Origin of the sequence: Pontibacillus salipaludis (assembly GCF_014642405.1) — a bacterium.
Classification (GTDB): Bacteria; Bacillota; Bacilli; order Bacillales; family BH030062; genus Pontibacillus; species Pontibacillus salipaludis.
In genome coordinates this window covers 28,519-51,753 of record NZ_BMIN01000016.1, presented here as the reverse complement: position 1 = coordinate 51,753, position 23,235 = coordinate 28,519, and the positions used below count along the sequence as shown (strand labels likewise).

Here is a 23,235-nt window from a genome sequence, read left to right as displayed (position 1 = left end):
TCTATAACCTACAATAAGAAAACTTACTCTATCATCCCTATGATTAAACACCACTTTATCCCGTTATCAAATTAGAGCATTAAACGGTGCCAGACACCCACTACTTCACTAAAGCGTTGAAGGGTGTCTGGCACGCGTCACTGCATTACTTTGTTAAAGCATTTAAGTTATAATGCTTCGTAAAGGTCTTTGATATTATTGATAATGTTGTGCTGATTATTTTGTTCAAATTCAAGTCTTGCTTTTTGACCTGAGAGTCCGGTTAAGACGGCTACGAAGTGACAGCCAAGGCTTTGTGCGGCTAGACCATCTGCTAAGGAGTCTCCAACAATTACAACAGAGTCCTTCTCTTCTTCAGTAAATGTATACAGAAGCGCTTCTTCTATACTTGAACGTTCTAACCACGCGAACATGTACGTAAACGGATTTGGCTTAGCTAGCGGGGCTTTGTCTCCGTGTTTCTTTTCAGCTTCTAACACATCAGATGCTGTCGCCATGCGGTTACGATCAAAGTAAGAGAGAATACCAAGATTCTCTAGAGGCTCAACTGTTTCAAGAGCAGGTCGGCCTGTTCCAATACCAAGAGTATGGCCCTCTTCCTTCAGCTTTGTAAATAGTTCATCAAGTTCTTCCATTGTAGCCAGCGGGGTTTCGATATGGATAAATCCTTCTTTCCCTTTCTGATAAGCCGGACGTCCAATAGACTTCTCCGTTAACCCTTCACCAACATACCATTCTTGGAAAGTCTCTCTGCCAAGCTCCCAAAGTTCACTGTTACGCGTAAATGCCATCGTTTCAATACCTGTCATTTCGTAAGCGACATAGTTTAAGTAAGTGAGTAATTCACCTCGCATTGCTTCTGCCTTTTTCATAACTGGGACGAACGTTTTATAGTCTGGTTCTATTCCAGCTTTATAAAGTTCTTCCCCAATCTCTTGGAGTGTCTCGCGATTTAGAGTCATATCTTGTAGCACTTTTTTTACATACTCCCCATTTGTCTCGCTTAACTGCGACAACAAGCGAATCAGTTGGAATGAAAACGTTAAGTACACCATATCCCAGTTTGCATTAATCCCTTTGGATTTAATAAGATAAAGCACTTCATCATCCTGAAAAACTTCCGCTCGAAGCTCTCCTACTTCACTTTCTGTTACATCTGTATGGAATCGGTCAGATTGAAGCCCTAAATAATTTTTACTATGTACAAGCTCCCACACCGTCAACGCTGAAGCATCGAAATACCTGTGTTCACTTAATAAAACACCATCAACATCAAATAGTATTGTTTTTCCCAATTGGCTCACCTACTCTTCTTAGATTTATGTCCTATTGTAGCAAGGTAAAGCACAAAAGAACAGACTAAGCTTTTCTTCTCTCACTATTGGTGATAGGACAATCCTAAACAGGCATAAAGTGATGAAGAGATGACAACAAAGGAGAGAAGCATATGGATAACTCCTCTTATTTACAATCGTTTTATGACCCTTATGTATACCAAACTCTTCAATCCGTCACAGGGAGCCAGGTTACCGTTCAGACCACACAAGGTTCAGTACGAGGGAAGCTGACAAACGTACTCCCAGACCATATCGTAGTAGAAATGAATAATACCCCGTTTTTCATTCGAACTCAGCAAATCGTTTGGGTATTCCCCTCTTCCTAAACTGAAAAAGGAGGCGTTCTTTTGTTTAAACGAGAAAATCGTATATTAGTAGAACTACCTATTCCAGAACACGGTGATCCAAACGCAATGGCAGCTGTGCAAGAGTTATTAGGCGGTAAATTCGGTGAGATGTCGACACTTAATAACTATATGTTCCAATCCTTTAACTTTCGTGGAAAGAAAAAGTTAAAACCCTTTTACGATTTAGTAGCAAGCATTACTGCCGAAGAGATGGGACACGTAGAACTAGTGACAACATCCATTAACCTGCTCTCAAAAGATAATACGTTCCCTGGTCCCCCTGATATTACACCCCTGCAAGCTGGCAAAGATGCTCGTAACACGTACCAGTTTATTTCTACTGCCCAAACGGCGTTAGTAGGAGATTCAATGGGGAATGCTTGGACAGGAGATAATGTATTTAACAGCGGGAATCTAGTGTTAGATCTCTTACACAATTTCTTCTTAGAACTCGGGGCACGAACTCATAAAATGAGAGTGTATGAGATGACAGATCACCCCACAGCTAGAGAAATGATCGGTTATTTACTCGTTCGTGGAGGAGTTCATGTCGTTGCCTATGCCAAAGCATTAGAAATCGCAACAGGTGTAGATGTAACGAAAATGCTACCTGTCCCAAATCTTGATAACTCCAAATTCGATTATGCCAGAAAATATGAAGAACAAGGATTAGATAATATTTTATACACATTTAGTGATACAGACTACAAAGATGTCAAACAAATTTGGAAAGGAAGTAACCCAGAAACGGGGGCACCTTTAAAAGTCATTGAAGGTTCCCCTAAAGGAGCACCTGTCCCTGACTTGGACGATATCCCAGAACAATTTGCCCCAGGAGTTGACGCAGATGATTATAGGCGAATCGCTAAGCGCTTAATGGAAAATATGTAAAAGTAACTAGGATTCAGAAAATAAAAAATGGTCTGAATATGTATTGACGGTTCTCATAAATTGTTCTATAATCCATAACAAGCTCATACGATGAAAGACAAAATGAATATCTTATCTAGAGTGGCGGAGGGACTAGGCCCTGCGAAGCCCGGCAACCTTCAAGCAATCTGTGCTTGAGTGGTGCTACATCCTACAGGTCTGTGGATCTGGAAGATAAGATGAGGACTGTTACATACACCCTCTTCTTATGAAGAGGGTTTTTTATATGTCCTCTTCTTCCCCTCACCTGTATGGCAATTTTTCCTAGACTCTAAAATTACCAAGGAGGAATTGTTATGACTTATAACCCCCATTTATTTGAAAAGGAAACACTTAGTTTACACGGAGGGCAGCAACCTGATCCAACAACTGGTTCTCGTGCTGTGCCCATTTATCAAACCACTTCTTATGTGTTTAACGACACGGATCACGCTCAAAACCTATTCTCACTAGCAGAACCAGGCAACATCTATACGCGTCTTGGCAACCCAACAGTTGATGTCTTCGAGCAACGCGTTGCTCTTTTAGAAGATGGAGTATCAGCAGTTGCAACTTCATCTGGGATGTCTGCCATTACACTTGCTATTTTGAATATCGCAAGTGCAGGTGATGAAATTGTGGCTTCTACGAACCTTTACGGGGGCACCTACAACCTCTTCGCCGTAACACTTCCTAAGTATGGAATTAATGTTACCTTTGTCGATAGCACAGATCCTGAACAATTCCGTGATGCCATCACAACAAAGACAAAAGCAATTTTTGCTGAAGTAATTGGTAATCCTAGCTTGCACGTACTAGATATCGAGTCAGTTGCTGATATCGCACATGAACATCACATCCCCCTTATTGTGGATAGCACCTTTGCAACGCCGATCCTATGCAAGCCTCTTTCATTCGGTGCGGATATTGTAGTTCACTCCGCCACGAAATGGATTGGAGGCCACGGAACTTCTATTGGAGGTGTGGTTGTTGATGGAGGTCGTTTCGACTGGAATCATGAAAAATTCCCGGGCTTTACTGAGCCAGATGCTAGTTACCACGGACTAAGGTATGGAGTTGACGTGGGAGCTGCAGGATTCGCTATCAAATTAAGAGTTCAACTACTTAGAGATATCGGTGCCTGCTTAAGTCCACACAATGCCTTCCATCTCTTGCAAGGACTTGAAACGCTGCACTTACGCATTGAACGCCATGTTCAAAATGCTAAAGAGATCGCCACCTATCTTGAGAACCACCCCGGTGTTGAATGGGTCTCCTACCCTGGACTCCCTTCACATCCATCCTATCAACTAGCAGAGAAGTACTTAGGTCAAGGCGCAGGATCAATGATTGTTTTTGGAATTAAAGGTGGTCGCGAGGAAGGGAGAAAAGTGATTGATACGATCACCTTGTGGTCTCATGTAGCGAATGTGGGAGATGCGAAATCACTCATCATTCACCCCGCATCGACGACTCACCAGCAGCTGAATGACGAAGATCTATTGAAAACAGGGGTAACAGAAGATTTAATTCGGTTGTCAGTTGGACTTGAATCAACCAATGATCTGATTCAGGACTTAGAACAAGCGATCCAAGAAGCTACAGGTTTAGCGAGCATAGCCCCATCGGTACCATCTTCCTCTGTTATCTTACAATCAAGTTTGTACAGGGATGAAACGACCGTTCGGCCTAAGACTATCGCCATTATTGGTAACGGTGCTTCTAAAAAGGAACTTTCAAAATTGTCTCGATTAGGATTTAAACTTAAACAAGAGGCTATTCACGAGGCTGATATTGTCTATGTGACAGAGAAACTAGACACTCCGATACAAATAGGTCCAAATACAAAGCTCATTGCCTATCAATCCAACACACTTAGCGAGAATCAATTACAATCAATCAAAGACCAAGATGCTTCATTACTTCAAACAGACCATTTATATCAAGATACTATTCATACTCGGACGTTAAGTGTAAAAGAAGAATATGATAAGGTATTATTTCGCACCACTTGATCAAGGAGGCTCATCATGACGATACGAATTGGACTACTAGGTTACGGAACAGTAGGAAAAGGGGTTATAGAAATTATTCATTCTCATCAAGAAAGAATTCAAGCATTACTTGGAGAACCCGTTGAAGTCACGGGAGTGCTAGTACAACATTTAAAAAAGAAACGTGAGATCCCTTCTTCTATTCTTGTCACATCGGATTTTGACCGTTTACTGCTTCAAGATATAGACATTGTTCTTGAAGCAATTGTTGGGGAAGAGCCTTCCTTTACCTATTGTAAAAAAGCGATTGAACAAGGCAAGCACGTTGTTACAGCCAATAAAGAAATGTACGCGATACACGGAAAAGAGTTAAAAGAATTAGCAAGTAAACATTCAGTCTCTGTAGGGTATGAATCGACAACTGTTGCAGGAACCCCTGTTATCCGTACTCTTCAACAGCTGCTACAAGTGAATCAGGTTGAAAAAGTGGAAGGAATTTTAAACGGAACTTCGAACTTCATCTTAACCAAAATGAGACAAGATGGAACTTCTTTTGAGCAGTCTCTTAAAGAAGCTCAACAAAAAGGATATGCCGAAGCAGACCCAACCAATGATATAAAAGGATACGACGCCTTTTATAAATTAATGAATATCAGCGAGCTTCTTTATGGAAAGCAACCTAACTGGGACGATGTATATGTAGAAGGAATTGATAGAGTTGACCCTACTCAAATCCTCGAAGCTTCATTCATGGATAAAAAAATAAAGCACGTGGCCACAATTGAGTGGAAAGATGGGGATGTTCGAGCATCCATTCAACCCATTTCTCTTACAGAACACCATCCTCTTTACTCGATTGATGGCGTCCAAAACGGTGTGGTCATTCATACCGATTTGGCCGGACCCTTAACATTATCCGGTCCAGGAGCAGGGGCCTCGTCCACTGCGAGTGGTATGATTGAAGATTTTATTACTATTTTTCAACAGTCCTATAACAACGTTCATCAATTTCAATAAATGAAGAAAAAGCTCAAAGTTATAGTAACTTTGAGCTTTTTAGCACTTTTAAATAGTTTGTTTAGGAGTATGTGACTTCAGCTTCTTAAACACCTACATATGCTATACTTCTAGGAAACGCTAAATAAAGGATTGGAACTCTTTAAGGAGGGATAAATTGAGCGACACTGCTGAAAACTTTTACGATCAATTAGCAGAGGATTATCACTTCATTTTTAATAACTGGGAGGATTCCTCAGCATTTCAAGGAAATACTATAAATAATATCATATTGTCCTCTCTTCCAAACTCTAAAACACTATCCATACTCGACTGTTCATGTGGAATTGGCACCCAATCTATAGGACTTGCGCAAAAAGGGCACCATGTAACCGCCACAGACATTAGCCTAGCTTCAGTAGAACGAGCAATAAAAGAAGCAAATAAGCGCGGAGTCAAGATCTCTTTTGGTATCTCTGATTTTCGTACATTAAACAAAGATATTAAAGGTACATATGATGTCGTCCTCTCAGCTGATAATTCAATTCCACATCTTCTAACGGAAGATGACTTACGCCAAACAGCTAACCAGCTCTATACAAAAGTGAGACCAGGCGGCATGCTAATCATTACCATGAGGAATTATACAGAAATTTTAAAAGAAAAACCTGCCTCTACTAAGCCAAGAACCTTTGATGGTGGTAATCGAATTGTCTTCCAACTGTGGGACTGGAAAGAAGACGGGCGAACCTATACACTCCATCACTTTATCATGCAAAAAGCGAAGGATATATGGAAGACGAAACAATATTCTACAAGTTATAGGGCCATATTACAGACCGAATTGACTTCCTTTCTTCAAGAAGCTGGTTTTCGTAATGTTTCTTGGCAGTCTCCAGAAGAAAGCGGTTATTACCAACCTGTTTTGCTGGCATGGAAGTAAAACCTATAAACACTTAGCCTTTCCTGAACTTGACTCAACCTTTCAAATTGCCTAAGCTAATCTATGCATGATTTTCAAAAGCGTTGACATCCAAGTTCCTTATCAACCCTGTGGCCAGACTGAGAAATAGATAATAGTTTAAATGATGCCGATTTTCATATAAGTGAGGTGGATGCACTTGAATAATACCATTCATATCCTCCTAGTGAGGGTTCATCATACCATAATAAGGATCAACAGATTGGAGTCTTTTCTATGCACCTGAAATGGCTGGGAGCGTTTATTATCCTTACTTTTCTTCTCTCTTCTTGTGCAACGGTTCAAAAGTCAGATGAACCAATTACCATTCAAAACTTTTCCTACCATGTAACAAACGAGAACGAGGAGAAAATTACATTCACTATCAATTTAGAAATACGAAATGGTACCCAAAACGAACGCTTTGTCAGCCTCATGTACCCAAGTTACATCACTCGTAACAAAGAAGGGACACAGCCACCCCTAAGTATTGAAGCTGATCAAGTCACTTATTTAACAAGAAGTATAACGGTGAAGAAGTCAGGTGAATTAACGGATAAAACCATTCAACAAATTGTTGAGAAAGAGATTCCTTTAATCGATGGAATTACGATTGGTAAGAGATATGAATTACCATCTACCTCTAAATAGAGGCTCTCGTTTAAGAGAGCCTCTTTTATTCAATATTGGTATCCGATTGCTTGATGGAAGAACCTTTTGGATATAGGGAAACACAAAGGAGAATAACAATGACTCCCAACACACAAAGGGTAGCAACCGCTACAGAACTTTGAATAGAAACGATTTCAGCTGTCATTCCTATAACAATAGTCGCTAATAGTGTAAGTAGTGCTTCGATCCAACCATATATACTTGAAATCCTGCCAATCATAAGCGCTGGAACCGATTGCTGTACATATGTGTTAAATCCAGTCTGGACCCAGGCCATAAAGAAGGAAAGGAGAAAGAATCCTGCTGCAGCTTGAATGAAGATCGTCGAGAATCCATAGGTTATATACCCACAAGATACAAGAATAGACCCTCCCCATACTACTAAACGATTTTCTAAGCGTTTAGCCAAGACAATCATAGCTAGAGCACCACAAACATACCCCGCGCCCGCTATACTTACCAGAAATCCATATTCTTTATCAGATAGAGATAATACATTTTTCGAAAATGCCGCTTCTAAAGAATCAATAGCAGTAGCCCCAATCATCAATAAAGCGACTAAAGAGTATGTCACTATAATTTTACGAGAGGTTTTCGTAAAATGCCAGACGGCTTTGAAGTCTTTCAACAGTAAGTCTAACGACATATTCTCGAATTCCTCTATTTCAGGTTTACATACGCTCATTTTAGGGAGCTTTAAAACGATAAGAGCAGATATAATAAAGGATAATCCGTTTAATGCAATGGCAACATTTAAACTGCTAATTATAAATAATAAACCCGCAATCGCAGGACCTAGTACAAATCCACCTGAATCCAACAGACTTCTCCAGGCATTAAAACGTTTCCTTTTCTCTACTGGAACAAGTTTTGTCATATAAGACAAAGTTGTTGTCTCACTTATTGAACTTCCCATGTAAATTAGGAAGACAAGGCCATAGATCAGTGATAGGTTCGTTGTTATTGAGATGAAGAGGACAAGCATCCCTCTAAAAAGGTCTAACCATAACATTGTATTTCGCTGATCAATACGATCAACAAAACTACCTGCCCATATATTAGTCACGACCATGGCAGCAGGTCTTAATAAATATAAGATCGTGACGGCAAAAGGGGATCCCGTCTTATTCAATACCATCAAATTCAAAGCAATCAGGAAAACCCAGTCACCAATCGTAGAGATCCCAAGTGCCGCTAGCAAAAATACTGAAGCAGACCACCGTTTGTCTTTCTTCATTCGACTCATTCATTTCCCTCCTCCAGCAAGATTAGATGTGATTTAGGAAGAATGAATCTGTATTAATTTCAACATAAAAAAACCCACCCCCAAGATTTGTTCATCTTGGGGGCGGGTTTTTCCGCGGTGCCACCCCAATTCGTTAATATGTCACCATATTAACCTTTTCAGGTACGGCATTCTTTGCTTATACCCTAGCTCTGTAACAGGAGCTCCTGGCACATGATCCCACAACTAGTTCCCATGCGCAGCTCAGAGGCTTGTTTCAATCAGGCGCTTCTACCCTCTTTCACCAACCGAGAGCTCTCTGAAAGAAACGATATGATCTACTCTTCTCTTCATAGCTTATATTATAATTGCTACAACATTACCAAAACGATACAAATCTGTAAACCCCTTGTTATTGAATGCTCTAAATGAGTAAAGGGTGCCAGGCACCCTTTACTGTGATAAAGTCTATCAAATTTAATCTTGTTGTTTGTTAAGAGCTTCTTGAAGAGAGACGTTTTTTAGTTTTCTTCTAGATAAGAAAAGCGAGACGTAATACGTGAATAGGATGATCATAAGACTAATCAGAATCATTAACCAGCTCAATTGAACAGGCATTGCAAATCCTGTTTGTTCAACTATTGAATTCATAAGCTGTTCAATGCTAAGAATTCCAATAGGAACAGATAAAAGGAATCCTAGAAGGACGATTGGCGTATAAACGTTAATCATTAGCCTAGAAATTTCTTGGTCTTTGTACCCCATAACTTTAAACAGAGAAATAGAAGGCGAATTCTCTTCTACAATTAGATTCGTAATAAGTGTTAAGACAATAACTCCAATTAAGAATGCGAAACCTGCTATTCCAAAGACAGAATAACGGGTTAAGGAAGACGTTGATTCGAAGTTCTCTATAATATCTTGCTTATTCTCTATAAATAATACGTCTTCCGAGTTATCTGGCTTATCTTCTGTCCATTTGGCCGTATATACCCCTTTTGGATAGCCAAGAAATTCGTTGACTTCACTTCGCTCACTATAAATAGAAAAACCAATATAAACCTTAGCTATTCCTGTGACTTCTTTCTCTATCGTCTTGTTGTTGTACGCATTTTCAAGAGTAATCGTATCCCCTTTTGAAAGACCTAGCGCACTTGCAAACGGTTCGCTTAACACCACTCCATTTTTAAGTGTTGAATGAAGTAGTTTCCCATCTTCGGTTTGGAGCTGAATGTGTTCAGTGTCAGGTTCTATCCCGTAAATCATAGACTGTTGCTCAATTTCCTTGGCTTTTTCTCCATTTATTTCGATAATATCTGCTTCAGCTACTGTAAAGGGACTTTCGCCTTTAGTTGTCTCTTCTTGTTGTAAGGTTTTGAAATGAGCAGCGTAATTATATGTCATGATATCTTTATAGGTTGAATCCACAATTCCGTCCATTCCTTTGTACATCGTAGCTCCAAAGATCAATAGAATACTTGAAAACATAACCCCCAAAAGAATGTAAACAGCTCTTGCTTTACTTCTGGCTAACAGTCGAATACGAAAGCGTGAAATAAAGCTCCCTTTGTTAATAATCGGCAATCGTTCTAATAATGACTTCTTCCCTTTTGATGTATCCTTTGGCCGTAATAAATCGAGCGGAGACTGTTGCAACGGTTTTTTGATAACAAAATACGTCATGATGAGTAATATTATATTTGGCACGAAGAAGCCAATTACAAGTACTCTAGGATCCCAATCAAAGTATGAAATGCTAGGTAGATTGAAGTAATTGGAATATAGGTCGGTTATGGGAATCGATAAAGCTGCACCAGCTGTCACGCCTAAAATAGACCCAACGAGTCCAATAATAGTCGCATACATCATATAATGCTTTGTCAGTTCACTGTTCCGATAGCCTAACGCTTTCATGGTTCCAATTTCTTTTCGTTGCATTTCTAACCGTCGCTTCATAATCATAAGAACCATAAAAACAGATAACGCTAATATAAATAGCGGTAGTGTTGTAATCATCGTCTCTGAACTTTCAATCTCTGATTCTACAAATTGAATTCTAGGATTCTCTTCTTGGTTCATCCATTTCAACAAAGAATAGTTTTCCGTAACAGCGGATTTAAAGGCATTCCTTTCTTCTTCTGATGCCTCGTTCCCTAAAATTTGAGTTACTGTTTTATCAGCAATAGATTGAAGGGTATGTTCAGTCGTCATCCCGATTCCAAACGTATTCGGATCACTAAGAAGATCACTTTCACGTTCAAGAACATAAATATAATCCGGAAGATACACTAAGCCTGTTACCTTTAATGTTCGGCCCTTTACATCGATTTCATCTCCAACGGTAATATGATGAGCTTTAGCGAAAACGGGAGATAGAGCGATCTCGTCTGCTTCTTCAGGCAGTTTCCCTTCCGAGGCGTAAGGGATGTTGATCTTATTTGTATTTGAGAATAGCCTAAGAGTTGTTCCATTCCCATTGTAAGGAATATCTCCGTAAAGTCGTTCTTCTAAAGATAAATTATAATTCTTTTCCCATTCTTCAAGTTGATCTGAAGACACTTCATTAGCTAAAATCATATGGAAATCTTCCTGCATGTATTCTTCTTTAAATTGATCATTTCGGTTATCCAAAGTCGAGATTCCCATTGACATGGATACATACAGCATAATAGATAATAGTAGAAGAATGATTACACCAAAATACTGAAATTTCTTCTCCTTAAATTGACGAAGTATACTTTTTCTAAGGATCATACCCATTTCACCTTCTCTGGATCAACCGGTTCCTCATTATAATAGTGCTCAATAATTTCACCGCTTTTCATTCTAACTACCTTATGAGCCATTTCTCCGATACCGTTATTGTGAGTAATAATACAAACAGTTGTACCATATGTCTCATTTACATATTTTAAAAGACTAAGGATTTTCTTCCCTGTCTCCTCATCTAAAGCGCCAGTTGGTTCATCACACAGAAGTACGCGAGGGTTTTTTATAAGTGCTCGCGCGATGGCAACACGCTGTTGTTCTCCCCCACTTAATTGATAAGGAAACTTATCCTTTTTGTCCCACATGCCAACTTTTTCTAACGTATCTTTCATATTTAAAGGGTTTTGACTTAACTCTTTCCCTACCTCTACGTTTTCTTCAACTGTTAAGGTTGGCATGAGATTATACTGTTGAAAGATAAAGCCAAGGGTGTTCCTTCGGTATTCTGTAAGTTCCTTATCTTTCATTTTAGTCAAATCATGGTCATGAACCGTAATTTCTCCTTCATCATGACGGTCAATGCCTCCAATTACATTGAGTAACGTAGACTTACCAGAACCTGATGGACCGAGAATAGCCACGATTTGCTTATCAGGAATTTCAATTGAGGCATTCTTTAACGCATGAACGTTTACTTCACCACTTTGATAAATCCTGTTTACATTCCATAGCACGATACTCATACGCTCATCTCCATTTCAAAATTTGAAATATATACACAAAATCATTTCATTTCTCTTCCTTTTCATCTTACCTCAGTATATGTCAGAAGACAATATTTTTTGAACTAAATAAACCATTTCATTTCAAAACATTTATCCCTTTAGTTATATAAAGCGAAAAAGCGTGCCAGACACCCTTTACTTGGTTAAAGGGTGTCTGGCACGCTTTCTTACTGTGAAGCAATAAAAAACAAACTAGCTATCAACGCTAGTTTGTTTCATGGTCAGATCGGTTTACTTTTTTGAAATCGTCTAGAAAGTCCTTCTGAAAACTTGTTGTGGGCGTTGCCTTTGGTTTGGCTTTTAATTTCTTAAATGGATTCGTACCATATTTATCAGTAAGTTCTCCTATAGCAGAGTACAATTTTTCGTTTTTCGCTTCGCTCTCATATGTGAATAAGTCAAGTTGCATAGTCGCATCTTGTTTTTCACTAAGGTCTTGCGCTGTAACGCCCATTAGTCTTATAGGATCACCGTTCCAATGATCTTCCCATAGCTTCATTGCATACTGATAGATCTCTTCCACCTTACTTATATATTCGGGTAATTGCTTACTTCTCGTAATCGTCTTACGATCATGATAACGAATCATTAACTGGATGTTTCTCGAAACAACTTCTTTATTTTCCATCCGGTCTGCTACTTTTTGAGATAACTGTCGCAGTAGTTTTGTAATCTCATTATCATCCGTTGTATCATGAGGCAATGTTTGAGAGTTTCCAATGCTTTTGAATTCACTCACTGCATCAGGATCAACCAAACGATCATCAATACCATTTGCACGATTTTGAAGTCGTTCACCGTTAATCCCAAGTTTCCCTTTTAAAACATAAACATCAGCTTTAGCAAGATCCTCAATTGTTTGGATATGACTAGCGTTTAATTTCTCAGCCGTTTTCTCTCCAACACCATACATCTCACGCACTGGCATGGGCCATAATTTATTAGGAATATCACGCTTTCTGAGGACAGTAATTCCCATTGGCTTCTTCATATCTGAAGCCATCTTAGCTAAGAACTTGTTAGGTGCAATACCTATTGAACAAGGAAGTTCAAGCTGTTCCATAACCGTATCTTGAATCCATTTCGCAATCTCTAGAGGGGTGCCCTGATCAGCGCAATCAGTTATATCCATATATCCTTCGTCAATCGAAACAGGTTGTACAAGTGGTGTAACTTGGGAAAGTATCGAGAACATTTCCCTTGAAGCCTTACGATAGCGTTCAAAATTGGGACGCATCACAATCATATTCGGACAAAGACGTCTCGCTTGCCACAAGGGCATTGTCGTCTTTACACCTTTATCCCGGGCTTCATAACTTGCAGTTACAACGATTCCCTTTCGTTCCTCAGGATTCCCCGCTATCGCAAGAGGTTTCCCTTTTAATTCCGGATTATAGGCCATCTCTACAGACGCATAAAAACTATTCATATCTACATGAAAAATGACTCTTCCGTTCTTTGGATACCACTTCGACAAAATCAGAACACCTCCTCTCTAACGAACATTCGTTCTATATGTATTGTAACATATATGCCTCTACTACGCTCTCCTGCCATACTACTCTTTAATACAGTAAAGAACAAACGCGTGCCAGACACCCTTTACCTCAGTAAAGGGTGTCTGGCACGCGTTAGCTTAGTAAAGCAATTAAGCAGAAAAAAACCCTTCCAACTATAGGGAGTTTGGATCTGCTCTCTACAGGTTGGAAGGATTTTCTTCCCCTTCGTTTGAGCAAGCAGCTTGGTTTTCTTTATTTATACAAGAACCTAGCGAGTTCGCGGTTCTTGCGGCTGCTCGATTGTAAATCATATCAAACTTACTTTTCGCAAGTCTTCGTTTTGCAATGGATTCAAAAGGATTTTGCAAGACCTGTAAATATGATTCCAGTTGCTCTCTCTCTTCTTGAGTTAATCGGACTTTCATAACAAACCTCTTTCCGTGGAGTAGTATTTATGGTTCCTTTGTTGCCGCAATTTCATCGGAAGAGTCTTTCTTACGGTACACATGCGGGCTTCGATCCTCTTCTGAGCAGGCTAATTTTTGTTCATAATCAATACAGGCATTTTCAAGAGATTCTTTTTGATACTTTTGAATGTACGATAACCCAGCATAACCTGCTAATAACGACGTCACAATAATAGATAGCTGATTTTCTGTACCCGTCAACGTCACAGTACTCTTTGCAATAATACCAGCGCCAACCCCAATAATTAGATCTCCTATTACTCCTAGCTCAAATAAGATTGGATCGGTATTCTTATTATCTCCGTACCGAATTCCCACTAAAAACAACAGGAAGCTAATGCACGCATTCACAATCGTAACAACCAGCATAAGCGCCTTGATCAACCCACGGTGGGAAGAACGGCTCCACTCCTCAAACCCCTTGAACTTGAAATCAATGCTAACAATCGGAAGTAAAATACAAGCATTCCTCTTATAATGACCTATTAAAGCACCCACTAAGCTTACTAAAATCGCCAACTTAAAGATGTCCCAAAGCTCGACTAGTGAATAAACCTGATCCATATCATCACCCTTCTCTATAGTGTTAACCTAATAATACTATTATTGTTAGAATTTTCAATCATTTTTGGAACAATTGAATCTATAGCATTATAGGTTGTCACATTTCAATAGGTCAAAAGACTATTTTAAATGCGAACGCATGTACCTTTAGACATAGCCTTTTTACCTCCTTTAGATATATCCGCCTATTTTTAAAAGACATTAAAAAGGAGAGCACATCGGCAATGCTCCCCCATCTAATGCTATTCAACAGCTTACCATATGTGATAGCTTATCCCTAGTCTATATACCATGACCAAAGAAATTAAAATGATACCTAAACCACCCCATATCGAAGCTTTATTTTTTTCAAGCCCCCCTGTGATCATTGTTCGAATGCCCATCAAAAAGAATATGCCTGAAATAGCTGTTTTCGATTTAAATTCTGTAAACATATAATCATCGTACCGACTTTGACCATTAACGACATACGCTCCATGATCTTGATAGAGAAACACAATAAAACAAACCGTTTGCAAGATTGTTATGATAGGAAAAAGGATTCCTCGGGTGGCTCCCTTTTCTTGCAAATAGTTATGTACATAAGATTGAACCTTATTAGAACGAATGTATGTAATACTTGAGATTACCACTAATAACGGTGCCCCGTACCTCAAAGCATTGCTCAACGAGATGTTTTTAAGAGCCCAAATCAGGAATCCTAAACTGACAAAATAAAGAGCAATAAAAAGATAATGAGGACGATTAACTTTCTCTTGATCCACAGCCAACGCTCACCCCCAGGCCAATTTTATCCATAAATTGGAGCAAAATGCAATAAAAAGTGCCCAGGCTCTTCAAAGCCTGGGCGTTGGTCTGCCTATTAGCAGATGATGTGAAGTGAAGATAGGAACGCTCTAACCATTCTTGTTTAAGCTCTTTATCTACATACTTGTAGCTCACATCATTCGTTCCGATGCAACACTATTCTTCTTTACGTTCCATTGAACGAAGAACAGCTGTTAATAGAATAGCTCCTACTACCATGACCGCACCGACCCATGGAGTGTGCTCAAGGCCGATCGAGTCTACAACTAACCCACCAACGAAAGAACCGATCGCAATACCAACGTTAAAGGCTGCAATGTTTAATGCCGACGCAACGTTGACAGCAGATGGTACATACTTTTCAGCTAGGTTTACGACTAGAATTTGTAATGCAGGAACATTCATGAATGCAAAGAGACCCATGAAGAAAATCGTGATTAAACCAAGTACTTTAAATGGCGCAGTAACCGCTAAGATGAATAAAATAATAGCCTGGAATACGAACATCCAAAACAGTGCTTTAAGTGGATTCTTGTTAGATGCTTTCCCACCAATTGTGTTACCTATTGCAACTGCAAGGCCGTAAAGAACTAGGATCATGCTTACCCAGTTTGCACTAAATCCAGTAATATCTTCTAATATTGGAGATAGATACGTGAATGCAACGAACGTACCTCCATATCCTAAGCCAGTAATAACAAAAGCTAATATTAATTTACCATTTGTTAAGATCTTAAGCTGTTCACTAAATTTTGCTGGTGGTGCTTCTTTAAGGTTTTTCGGAACTAATATGGCACTAGAAAGAACACCAATTAGTCCAAGTAACGCTACACCCCAGAATGTTGCTCTCCAACCAAAGGCTTGTCCAATAAAGGTCCCAAGCGGAACACCTGTTACAGTGGCAACTGTCAGCCCTGTGAACATGAAGGCAATCGCACTGGCCCGCTTATGTTGCGGAACTAAATCGGCAGCAATTGTTGCCCCAATAGAGAAGAATATTCCGTGCGAGAAAGCTGTAATAAAACGAGCTATAAATAAGACTGTAAAACTCGTTGATAACGCTGCTACTGAGTTACCAACTATAAACAAAACCATTAAAGACATGAGAAGCGTTTTCCGATTCATGTTCGACGTTAATGCGGTAAGAACCGGTGCACCAATCGATACACCAATAGCATAACCAGAAATCAATAAGCCTGCCAACGTAATCGATATTGATAAATCATCAGCAATCGATGAGAGAAGTCCTACGGGAACAAATTCTGTAGTTCCAATACCAAAAGCACTAATCGCTAGCGCTAAGAGCGCCAGAGTGCCTCCTTTATTTTGAGTTTGATTTGCAGATTGTGTGTTAGAACTCATGAAAGAGATCCTCCTTTAAAATGTTTTCAACTAAAAGGTAAGGCGCCATTACCTTTTTGAACGTGTACACCACATTATGCAATGTACATTTTCATTACGGAAGTACGTACTTTAAAGTACGGTAGGTACTAAAAAGTAACTGTAGTTGTTTCATACATAAGACATATGGTTGCGCTTTGCCTATTGGCTTACCTCCTTTGCAACAATTGCTATTATGCCGTGTAAGGGTAAAAGAAAAAAGTACGTACTTTCTTGTAGTATAGGTACTTCGAGGTAACAATTTAGAATTGCCAAGGGGTGAAGATGTAATATTTTTATGAACAAAAAAAGGACCACCTATATGGTGATCCTTTTTTACTCATTATTGCATTTGTTGTTGATTTGTTTGAGCATAGCTTTGTAGCATCTGGTTCATATCTTGAGGAGCTAATTGAGGGACTTGATAGTACCCGTGCTTGTTTTGATATAGGAAAATTTCATAAGACATTTCAATTAAATTCGGTACACTGTCTGCAATAACACGTCTTAGTACTGGATTGGTCATTTCTAAAGCAGTCATGGAGAACAAAGTGGCAAGTGATTTTGTCTGACCTAACATGTATGCGGATAACCCTTTATCTGATAGTTCCTGTACAGATTGATTCGGTTTTTTAGGCTGTCCAGGTTTTAACCCGTATACGGTTGTATGATCTTCTTCCATTTTATACACCTGCGTTGAAACAGAGGGCTTATTCCCGGTAGTGAAGCTCTCAACGATTGTATTATACATGGTCTCGATAAACGTATATTGACGATTTAGAATATCCTTTAACCTCTGATCTTGAATATGTTGCTCATACATTTGGTATTGATCCATTAAACTAATAACAGAAGCTATTACTTCATGCGCGTCAAATAGTTCATGGCCTCCATGATTTGTAGATGGAGCCGTTGTTTTTCCGTTATTATTTGGATTTGGCTGTTGTTGCTGTTGCATGAAACCCCTCCTGTAAATTGAATCAATTGTTAGTGTGCACTTATAATAAAGTTCTATGTACAGTAAGAGGGCGTAAGTTCCCACTAAATAGAGCCACTAAACCAGATGTCTAACATAGTCCATACGTCACAATATGAAAATCATTTTAATTCCAGACAAAAAAAGACTTCCATCCTTAAGGATAGAAGTCTTTTGCATTAATTATTAGCCGTTTCTTGTACGATCGCTGCTACAAGTTCAGCTGTTTTCTCCAATTCATCAAGAGGCATACGTTCATTCGTCGTATGAATCTCTTCGTACCCTACGCAAAGGTTGACCGTAGGAATTCCGTGGCCTGCAATAATATTCGCATCACTTCCTCCACCACTAGTTAGAAGTTCAGTAGGGCGTCCAATTGTCTTCGCTGCACGACGAGCAACCTCTACAACTTCTTCTCCTTCACTATGCTTAAACCCTGGGTACATGACTTCTGTTTCGATATCAACACTTCCACCCATTTCATCTGCAGTTTCTTCAAGTGCTTTCTTCATCTTCTCTACTTGCGCTTCCATTTTTTCAGGCACAAGAGAACGTGCTTCTGCTAAGATCTCAACGTGGTCGCACACAATATTTGTCTTCTGACCACCTTCAAAACGTCCAATGTTAGCAGTTGTTTCTTCATCGATTCGACCTAATGGCATTTTGGAAACAGCACGTGCTGCAAGTGTAATGGCAGAGATTCCTTTTTCAGGCGCAACTCCTGCGTGAGCTGTTTTCCCCTTCACGACAGCATTCAGCTTCGCTTGCGTAGGTGCAGCCACTACAATATTACCGACTTTCCCATCACTATCAAGAGCGTAACCGTATTTCGCAGTTAAATGCTCAGGCTTTAGCGCTTTAGCTCCAACTAGACCAGATTCTTCTCCGACTGTGATAATAAATTGAATATCGCCATGTGCTACTTCATTTTCTTTAAGGGTTTTAATCGCTTCAAAAATGGCAGCCAGGCCTGTTTTATCATCCGCTCCAAGAATCGTGGTCCCGTCAGTAACAACATACCCATCTTTAATAGTTGGTTTTACGCCGTTGCCTGGAACGACTGTATCCATATGGGAAGTGAAATATATAGTGTCAACGCCTTCTTTATTTCCTTTAAGCGTACATATTAAGTTTCCTGCTCCATGACCCGTTACTTCCTTCGCATTATCTTCAAATACTTCGACACCAAGGTCTGTAAACTTGGTTTTTAATACTTCGTTTATTTTCGCTTCGTCTCCGGTTTCAGAGTCGATTTGTACCAATTCCAGAAATTCTTCAATCAAACGCTCGCGATTCACTGTAAGCATGTTTGTTGCCTCCTTCAATTATGTAAAAAAAGAGATGACTCTCTATTAGTACGTTAGCGAAAGCCATCTCAAGTGTCAAACGATGTTTATTATAATGGAATATTTCCATGCTTTTTCTTCGGACGATCTTCTTGTTTATTCTTTAGCATATCAAGGGCTTGTATAAGTGAGATTCGAGTTTCTCTTGGATCGATAACATCATCCACCATGCCTAGTCCAGCTGCGACATAAGGATTCGCAAACTTCTCCCGGTACTCATCGATTTTAGCTTGGCGTGTTTCTTCAGGATTCTCGCTTCCTTTAATGTCTTTAGCAAAAATAATATTCGCTGCTCCTTCTGGCCCCATGACGGCTATTTCGGCATTTGGCCATGCATAGACGAGGTCAGCACCAATTGATTTACTATTCAATGCAACATACGCACCACCATATGCTTTACGGGTAATGACCGTGATTTTAGGAACCGTTGCCTCTGAGTATGCATATAAAATTTTGGCGCCATGTCTAATAATACCCCCGTGTTCTTGTTTGACACCAGGGAAAAATCCAGTCACATCCTCAAAAGTAATGAGAGGGATATTAAACGAATCACAAAAACGTATAAATCTTGAGGCCTTATCAGAAGAATCGATATCAAGTCCTCCTGCCATGACTTTTGGCTGGTTACATACAAGACCCACCGTTTTTCCTTTTATACGAGCAAACCCAACAACGATGTTCTTGGCGAAGTCAGGATGAATTTCAAAAAAGGAGTCCTCATCCACTACTTCATTGAGTATTGTCCGAACGTCGTATGGCCTTATTGGATCAAACGGTATTAAATCCGTTAAATTAGAACGATAGTGATCCTCGTCATCCATTTCAATTTGGCGTGGTTTCTCATTATTATTAGCAGGAAGGTAATCAATTAAGGATCGCACTTGATCTAACGCTTCTTCTTCAGTCTTTGCTTTCAAGTGCGCGTTCCCACTTTTACTATTATGTACATGCGCACCACCAAGGTCCTCAGAAGAGATTTGCTCGCCTGTTACGGTCTCAATTACTTTAGGTCCTGTAATAAACATTTGCGAGGTTTCTTCTACCATAATAACGAAATCCGTAATAGCAGGAGAGTACACAGCTCCTCCTGCACAAGGTCCCATTATGACAGATATTTGAGGAATGACACCAGAATAGATCGAGTTCCTGTAAAAAACTTGACCATATCCATCAAGAGATGTAACTCCTTCTTGTATACGAGCTCCGCCTGAATCATTTAAGCCGATGAAAGGAACACCGTTCTTTACAGCTAAGTCCATAGCCGCTGCTATTTTCTTAGCATGCATTTCTCCTAAAGCGCCGCCAAAAACGGTAAAATCCTGGGCAAATAAATACACATCATTCCCTTTAATCTTACCGAACCCGGTTACAACGCCTTCCCCAGGAGCTTCTTTCCCTCCCATGCCAAAGTCAGTCCCGCGATGTTCAATAAAAGGATTCAACTCTACAAAGCTTCCTTCATCAAGTAAGTAATCAATACGCTCACGAGCTGTCATTTTACCCTTATCGCGTTGCTTTTGGATCCGTTCGTCTCCCCCTCCCATCTCAACAGCACGTCGTTTATCATACAATTCATTGATCTTATCATAGATATCCATTACGACTTTTCACCTCCGTGTTGGCATAACTCATATAAAACACCATGAGATGCTTTAGGGTGCAGGAACGCAACATCTGCATTATGGGCTCCTTTTTTTGGTTCTTCGTTTAATAAAGGAACGCCGTCTTCTCTATAATTCTTCAAACGGTCTTTAATATCTGAAACTTCAAAAGCAATATGATGAATCCCTTCTCCTTTCTTCTCTATAAACTTGTAGATAGGAGAATCTTCATTAAGAGGCTCTAATAATTCGATCTGTGTTTCGCCAATCGGCAAAAACGCCACCTTTACTCCCTCACTTTGCACCTCTTCCACATCCTTCAAAGATAGACCTAACGTATCTGTGTAGAAAGGAAGCGCTTGTTCAATATGATGAACCGCTATTCCTATATGAGCAATTTTCTCAGGAGGCTTCACACTTTCTGACTTGTCCGGATCCACAAGGCGCCTAATGTACTTCGCTACCTCATCTGTTGAACTTCCAGGGGTAAAGATCTTCTTAATACCTTTCTCCTCTAAATATGGAATATCTTCAGGAGGAATAACACCACCTCCAAAGACAGGGATGTCCGCGGCATTATATTTCTTTAGTGTATCAACAATTTTAGGAAAAAGTGACCTGTGGGCTCCTGATAAAGAAGATAATCCGACAATATCCACATCTTCTTGTATGGCAGCCTGAGCTATTTGGTCAGGTGACTGACGCAGCCCTGTATATATCACTTCCATTCCATGGTCTCGTAATGCTTGAGATATGACGAGCGCACCCCGATCATGCCCATCAAGTCCAGGTTTTGCAATAAGTACGCGAATTTTTCGATTCATAACCTTTCCCCCTATCGAGTTTAGCGTGCAATATACTCTCCAAATTCCCTTCGCAATGTATGACAGATCTCACCTACAGTAGCATAGGCTTTCACTGCCTCTAAAATATGTGGCATTAGATTATCCGTCTGATCTTGAGCAGCTTCTTTAATTCGATTGAGCGCTTGTTCAACTCTAGCCTGATCTCGATTGTTTCGGAGGCTTTCTGTTTTCTGTACTTGCGCCTTTTCTAAAGCTTCATCAACGCGTAATAATTCTTGATTCACTTCTTCGTCAATTTTATACTGGTTCATACCAACGATGACTTCTTCACCGCTCTCAATTTTCTTCTGCGTTTCATAAGCCGCATGGTGGATCTCTCTCTGCATGTATCCTTCTTCAACCGCTTGGACGGCGCCCCCCATGTCTTTAATTTGTTCTAAGTACTGATTGACTTGTTCTTCAATTTTGTCAGTTAGTTCTTCTACATAATAAGAGCCAGCTAGCGGATCGACCGTGTCTGCAACGCCGCTTTCATTCGCTATAATCTGTTGAGTCCTTAGTGCAATACGGGCAGACTCTTCGGTCGGTAAGGCCAACGCTTCATCTCTTGAGTTTGTATGTAAACTCTGCGTTCCTCCCATAACCGCAGACAGAGCTTGTAAGGCCACTCGAACAATATTGTTATCGGGCTGTTGGGCTGTAAGGGTAGATCCTCCTGTTTGAGTATGGAACCTGAGCTTCCAGCTTTTTGGATCTTCTGCTTTATAGTGCTCTTTCATAATCTTTGCCCACACCCGACGAGCTGCTCTGAATTTAGCTGCTTCTTCAAAAAATTGATTGTGTGCGTTAAAGAAGAACGCAAGGCGTGGAGCAAATTGGTCAACTTTTAAACCTGATTCAATTGCAGCATCTACATACGCTAATCCATTTGCGATCGTAAAGGCCACCTCTTGTACAGCAGTCGAACCTGCTTCCCGAATGTGGTATCCAGATATACTAATTGTATTAAACTTAGGCAGATACTCCTGGCAATAACCAAAGATATCTGTAATGAGACGCATGGATGGTTTCGGAGGAAAAATATATGTACCTCTAGCAATGTATTCTTTTAAGATATCGTTTTGGATCGTGCCTGTTAATTTCTCTTTAGGAACACCTTGCTTTTCACCCACAGCGATATACATACACAGTAAAACTGATGCAGGTGCATTAATCGTCATGGATGTACTCACTTTATCAAGTGGAATTTGGTCAAATAGCGTTTCCATATCGGCTAAACTATCTATGGCCACCCCTACTTTTCCCACTTCTCCTTCTGCCATGGGATCATCAGAGTCATATCCGATTTGCGTTGGCAGATCAAATGCTACCGATAAACCTGTCTGTCCTTGTTCTAATAAGTACCTGAATCGTTCGTTCGTTTCCTGGGCAGAACCAAATCCCGCATACTGGCGCATCGTCCAGAAACGACTTCTATACATTGTTGGTTGAATCCCTCGAGTGTATGGATATTGCCCGGGAAACCCTATATTCTCGACATATTTCTCATTTATTTCACCGCTGTACAAACGATCAATCCCAATGTGAGAACTCGTTTCAAACGTATCCTTACGCTCTGGAAATCGTTCAATAGCCTTTTTGGTCTGCTCTTCCCACTTTTTCTTATGTTCATTATAGGTAGAACCCATACGAACGCCCCCCTTTTATCGAAATCTTGTCATTTTGAATACTATTCGATAAACATCAAGAAAACCCTTTCAATTTTTCGACAATTTAATTGTATCATGAATAAAGGTGGAAAATGAACGATTACTCATTATCTTTCTTAATATCTTCCTAGCCTCTAGGCTCAAT

General features: G+C 39.9%; 20 protein-coding genes, 1 riboswitch and 1 other annotated feature. Of the genes, 6 read left to right on the top strand and 14 right to left on the bottom strand.

Annotated elements, in window-relative coordinates:
- Positions 1-167: 167 nt before the first annotated feature.
- Positions 168-1,295, bottom strand: a complete 1,128-nt coding sequence (locus IEW76_RS15680; protein ID WP_188655378.1) for an HAD family hydrolase — start codon at positions 1,293-1,295, stop codon at positions 168-170.
- A 152-nt stretch (positions 1,296-1,447) separates the two neighbouring features.
- Here IEW76_RS15680 and IEW76_RS15675 point away from each other — a divergent pair, with 152 nt between their 5' ends.
- From IEW76_RS15675 to IEW76_RS15650, 6 genes are all read left to right on the top strand, one after another.
- Entirely contained in the window at positions 1,448-1,663 is a 216-nt protein-coding gene (locus IEW76_RS15675; RefSeq protein WP_188655377.1) for a YuzF family protein, read from the top strand.
- Between the two features lie 21 nt (positions 1,664-1,684).
- The gene (locus tag IEW76_RS15670; protein WP_188655376.1) at positions 1,685-2,575 is read left to right on the top strand and encodes a manganese catalase family protein; all 891 of its coding nucleotides are present in this window, start codon (positions 1,685-1,687) and stop codon (positions 2,573-2,575) included.
- Between the two features lie 108 nt (positions 2,576-2,683).
- Positions 2,684-2,795, top strand: a riboswitch (SAM riboswitch).
- A gap of 115 nt (positions 2,796-2,910) precedes the next feature.
- Positions 2,911-4,608 carry an O-acetylhomoserine aminocarboxypropyltransferase/cysteine synthase family protein gene (locus IEW76_RS15665; RefSeq protein WP_188655375.1) on the top strand — a complete coding sequence of 566 codons (1,698 nt, stop codon included), beginning with the start codon at positions 2,911-2,913 and terminating at the stop codon, positions 4,606-4,608.
- Between the two features lie 15 nt (positions 4,609-4,623).
- Positions 4,624-5,604, top strand: coding sequence for a homoserine dehydrogenase (locus IEW76_RS15660; RefSeq protein WP_229721266.1), 981 nt, complete (start codon positions 4,624-4,626; stop codon positions 5,602-5,604).
- Between the two features lie 157 nt (positions 5,605-5,761).
- A complete protein-coding gene (locus IEW76_RS15655; protein ID WP_188655374.1) occupies positions 5,762-6,526 on the top strand; it encodes a class I SAM-dependent DNA methyltransferase in 765 nt (254 codons plus the stop codon).
- Between the two features lie 255 nt (positions 6,527-6,781).
- Positions 6,782-7,195: a hypothetical protein gene (locus tag IEW76_RS15650; protein WP_188655373.1), complete on the top strand. Its 414-nt coding sequence runs from the start codon at positions 6,782-6,784 to the stop codon at positions 7,193-7,195.
- Between the two features lie 25 nt (positions 7,196-7,220).
- Here the strand turns inward: IEW76_RS15650 and IEW76_RS15645 are convergent, their stop codons facing one another.
- The 13 genes from IEW76_RS15645 to IEW76_RS15585 all read right to left on the bottom strand — a co-directional run bounded on the left by IEW76_RS15645 (position 7,221) and on the right by IEW76_RS15585 (position 23,069).
- Positions 7,221-8,462, bottom strand: a complete 1,242-nt coding sequence (locus IEW76_RS15645) for an MFS transporter (protein ID WP_188655372.1) — start codon at positions 8,460-8,462, stop codon at positions 7,221-7,223.
- Between the two features lie 95 nt (positions 8,463-8,557).
- Positions 8,558-8,804, bottom strand: a binding site (T-box leader).
- A 114-nt stretch (positions 8,805-8,918) separates the two neighbouring features.
- Complete coding sequence (locus IEW76_RS15640) at positions 8,919-11,195, bottom strand: ABC transporter permease (protein WP_188655371.1); 2,277 nt, start codon at positions 11,193-11,195, stop codon at positions 8,919-8,921.
- Positions 11,192-11,893, bottom strand: coding sequence for an ABC transporter ATP-binding protein (locus tag IEW76_RS15635; RefSeq protein WP_188655370.1), 702 nt, complete (start codon positions 11,891-11,893; stop codon positions 11,192-11,194). The genes IEW76_RS15640 and IEW76_RS15635 overlap by 4 nt, the downstream gene beginning before the upstream one ends.
- 247 nt (positions 11,894-12,140) lie before the next feature.
- A complete protein-coding gene (locus IEW76_RS15630; protein ID WP_188655369.1) occupies positions 12,141-13,412 on the bottom strand; it encodes a DNA polymerase IV in 1,272 nt (423 codons plus the stop codon).
- Positions 13,413-13,631: 219 nt separating this feature from the next.
- On the bottom strand, positions 13,632-13,859 hold the full coding sequence (locus tag IEW76_RS15625) for a hypothetical protein (protein ID WP_188655368.1): 228 nt from the start codon (positions 13,857-13,859) through the stop codon (positions 13,632-13,634).
- 27 nt (positions 13,860-13,886) lie between these two features.
- Positions 13,887-14,465 carry a hypothetical protein gene (locus IEW76_RS15620; protein ID WP_188655367.1) on the bottom strand — a complete coding sequence of 193 codons (579 nt, stop codon included), beginning with the start codon at positions 14,463-14,465 and terminating at the stop codon, positions 13,887-13,889.
- 254 nt (positions 14,466-14,719) lie between these two features.
- On the bottom strand, positions 14,720-15,235 hold the full coding sequence (locus IEW76_RS15615) for a hypothetical protein (protein WP_188655366.1): 516 nt from the start codon (positions 15,233-15,235) through the stop codon (positions 14,720-14,722).
- A 193-nt stretch (positions 15,236-15,428) separates the two neighbouring features.
- A complete protein-coding gene (locus tag IEW76_RS15610; RefSeq protein WP_188655365.1) occupies positions 15,429-16,634 on the bottom strand; it encodes an MFS transporter in 1,206 nt (401 codons plus the stop codon).
- 361 nt (positions 16,635-16,995) lie between these two features.
- Positions 16,996-17,610, bottom strand: a complete 615-nt coding sequence (locus IEW76_RS15605) for a spore coat protein (protein WP_188655364.1) — start codon at positions 17,608-17,610, stop codon at positions 16,996-16,998.
- A 197-nt stretch (positions 17,611-17,807) separates the two neighbouring features.
- Positions 17,808-18,935 (bottom strand): M20/M25/M40 family metallo-hydrolase, encoded by a 1,128-nt coding sequence (locus IEW76_RS15600; protein WP_188655363.1) that lies wholly within the window; start codon positions 18,933-18,935, stop codon positions 17,808-17,810.
- A gap of 89 nt (positions 18,936-19,024) precedes the next feature.
- Complete coding sequence (locus tag IEW76_RS15595; RefSeq protein WP_188655362.1) at positions 19,025-20,572, bottom strand: acyl-CoA carboxylase subunit beta; 1,548 nt, start codon at positions 20,570-20,572, stop codon at positions 19,025-19,027.
- The gene (mce, locus tag IEW76_RS15590) at positions 20,572-21,399 is read right to left on the bottom strand and encodes a methylmalonyl-CoA epimerase (RefSeq protein ID WP_188655361.1); all 828 of its coding nucleotides are present in this window, start codon (positions 21,397-21,399) and stop codon (positions 20,572-20,574) included. Before mce ends, IEW76_RS15595 begins: the two co-directional genes overlap by 1 nt.
- A 20-nt stretch (positions 21,400-21,419) precedes the next feature.
- A complete protein-coding gene (locus IEW76_RS15585) occupies positions 21,420-23,069 on the bottom strand; it encodes an acyl-CoA mutase large subunit family protein (protein ID WP_188655360.1) in 1,650 nt (549 codons plus the stop codon).
- Positions 23,070-23,235 lie beyond the last annotated feature (166 nt).

Bases quoted from the DNA above. Each gene is read 5' to 3' on its own strand.
- IEW76_RS15640 (WP_188655371.1), bottom strand. From the start codon at position 11,195: ATGATCCTTAGAAAAAGTATACTTCGTCAATTTAAGGAGAAGAAATTT.
- IEW76_RS15620 (WP_188655367.1), bottom strand. From the start codon at position 14,465: ATGGATCAGGTTTATTCACTAGTCGAGCTTTGGGACATCTTTAAGTTG.
- IEW76_RS15625 (WP_188655368.1), bottom strand. From the start codon at position 13,859: ATGAAAGTCCGATTAACTCAAGAAGAGAGAGAGCAACTGGAATCATAT.
- IEW76_RS15660 (WP_229721266.1), top strand. From the start codon at position 4,624: ATGACGATACGAATTGGACTACTAGGTTACGGAACAGTAGGAAAAGGG.
- IEW76_RS15595 (WP_188655362.1), bottom strand. From the start codon at position 20,572: ATGGATATCTATGATAAGATCAATGAATTGTATGATAAACGACGTGCT.
- mce (WP_188655361.1), bottom strand. From the start codon at position 21,399: ATGAATCGAAAAATTCGCGTACTTATTGCAAAACCTGGACTTGATGGG.
- IEW76_RS15675 (WP_188655377.1), top strand. From the start codon at position 1,448: ATGGATAACTCCTCTTATTTACAATCGTTTTATGACCCTTATGTATAC.
- IEW76_RS15635 (WP_188655370.1), bottom strand. From the start codon at position 11,893: ATGAGTATCGTGCTATGGAATGTAAACAGGATTTATCAAAGTGGTGAA.
- IEW76_RS15665 (WP_188655375.1), top strand. From the start codon at position 2,911: ATGACTTATAACCCCCATTTATTTGAAAAGGAAACACTTAGTTTACAC.
- IEW76_RS15600 (WP_188655363.1), bottom strand. From the start codon at position 18,935: ATGCTTACAGTGAATCGCGAGCGTTTGATTGAAGAATTTCTGGAATTG.
- IEW76_RS15585 (WP_188655360.1), bottom strand. From the start codon at position 23,069: ATGGGTTCTACCTATAATGAACATAAGAAAAAGTGGGAAGAGCAGACC.
- IEW76_RS15650 (WP_188655373.1), top strand. From the start codon at position 6,782: ATGCACCTGAAATGGCTGGGAGCGTTTATTATCCTTACTTTTCTTCTC.
- IEW76_RS15645 (WP_188655372.1), bottom strand. From the start codon at position 8,462: ATGAGTCGAATGAAGAAAGACAAACGGTGGTCTGCTTCAGTATTTTTG.
- IEW76_RS15610 (WP_188655365.1), bottom strand. From the start codon at position 16,634: ATGAGTTCTAACACACAATCTGCAAATCAAACTCAAAATAAAGGAGGC.
- IEW76_RS15605 (WP_188655364.1), bottom strand. From the start codon at position 17,610: ATGCAACAGCAACAACAGCCAAATCCAAATAATAACGGAAAAACAACG.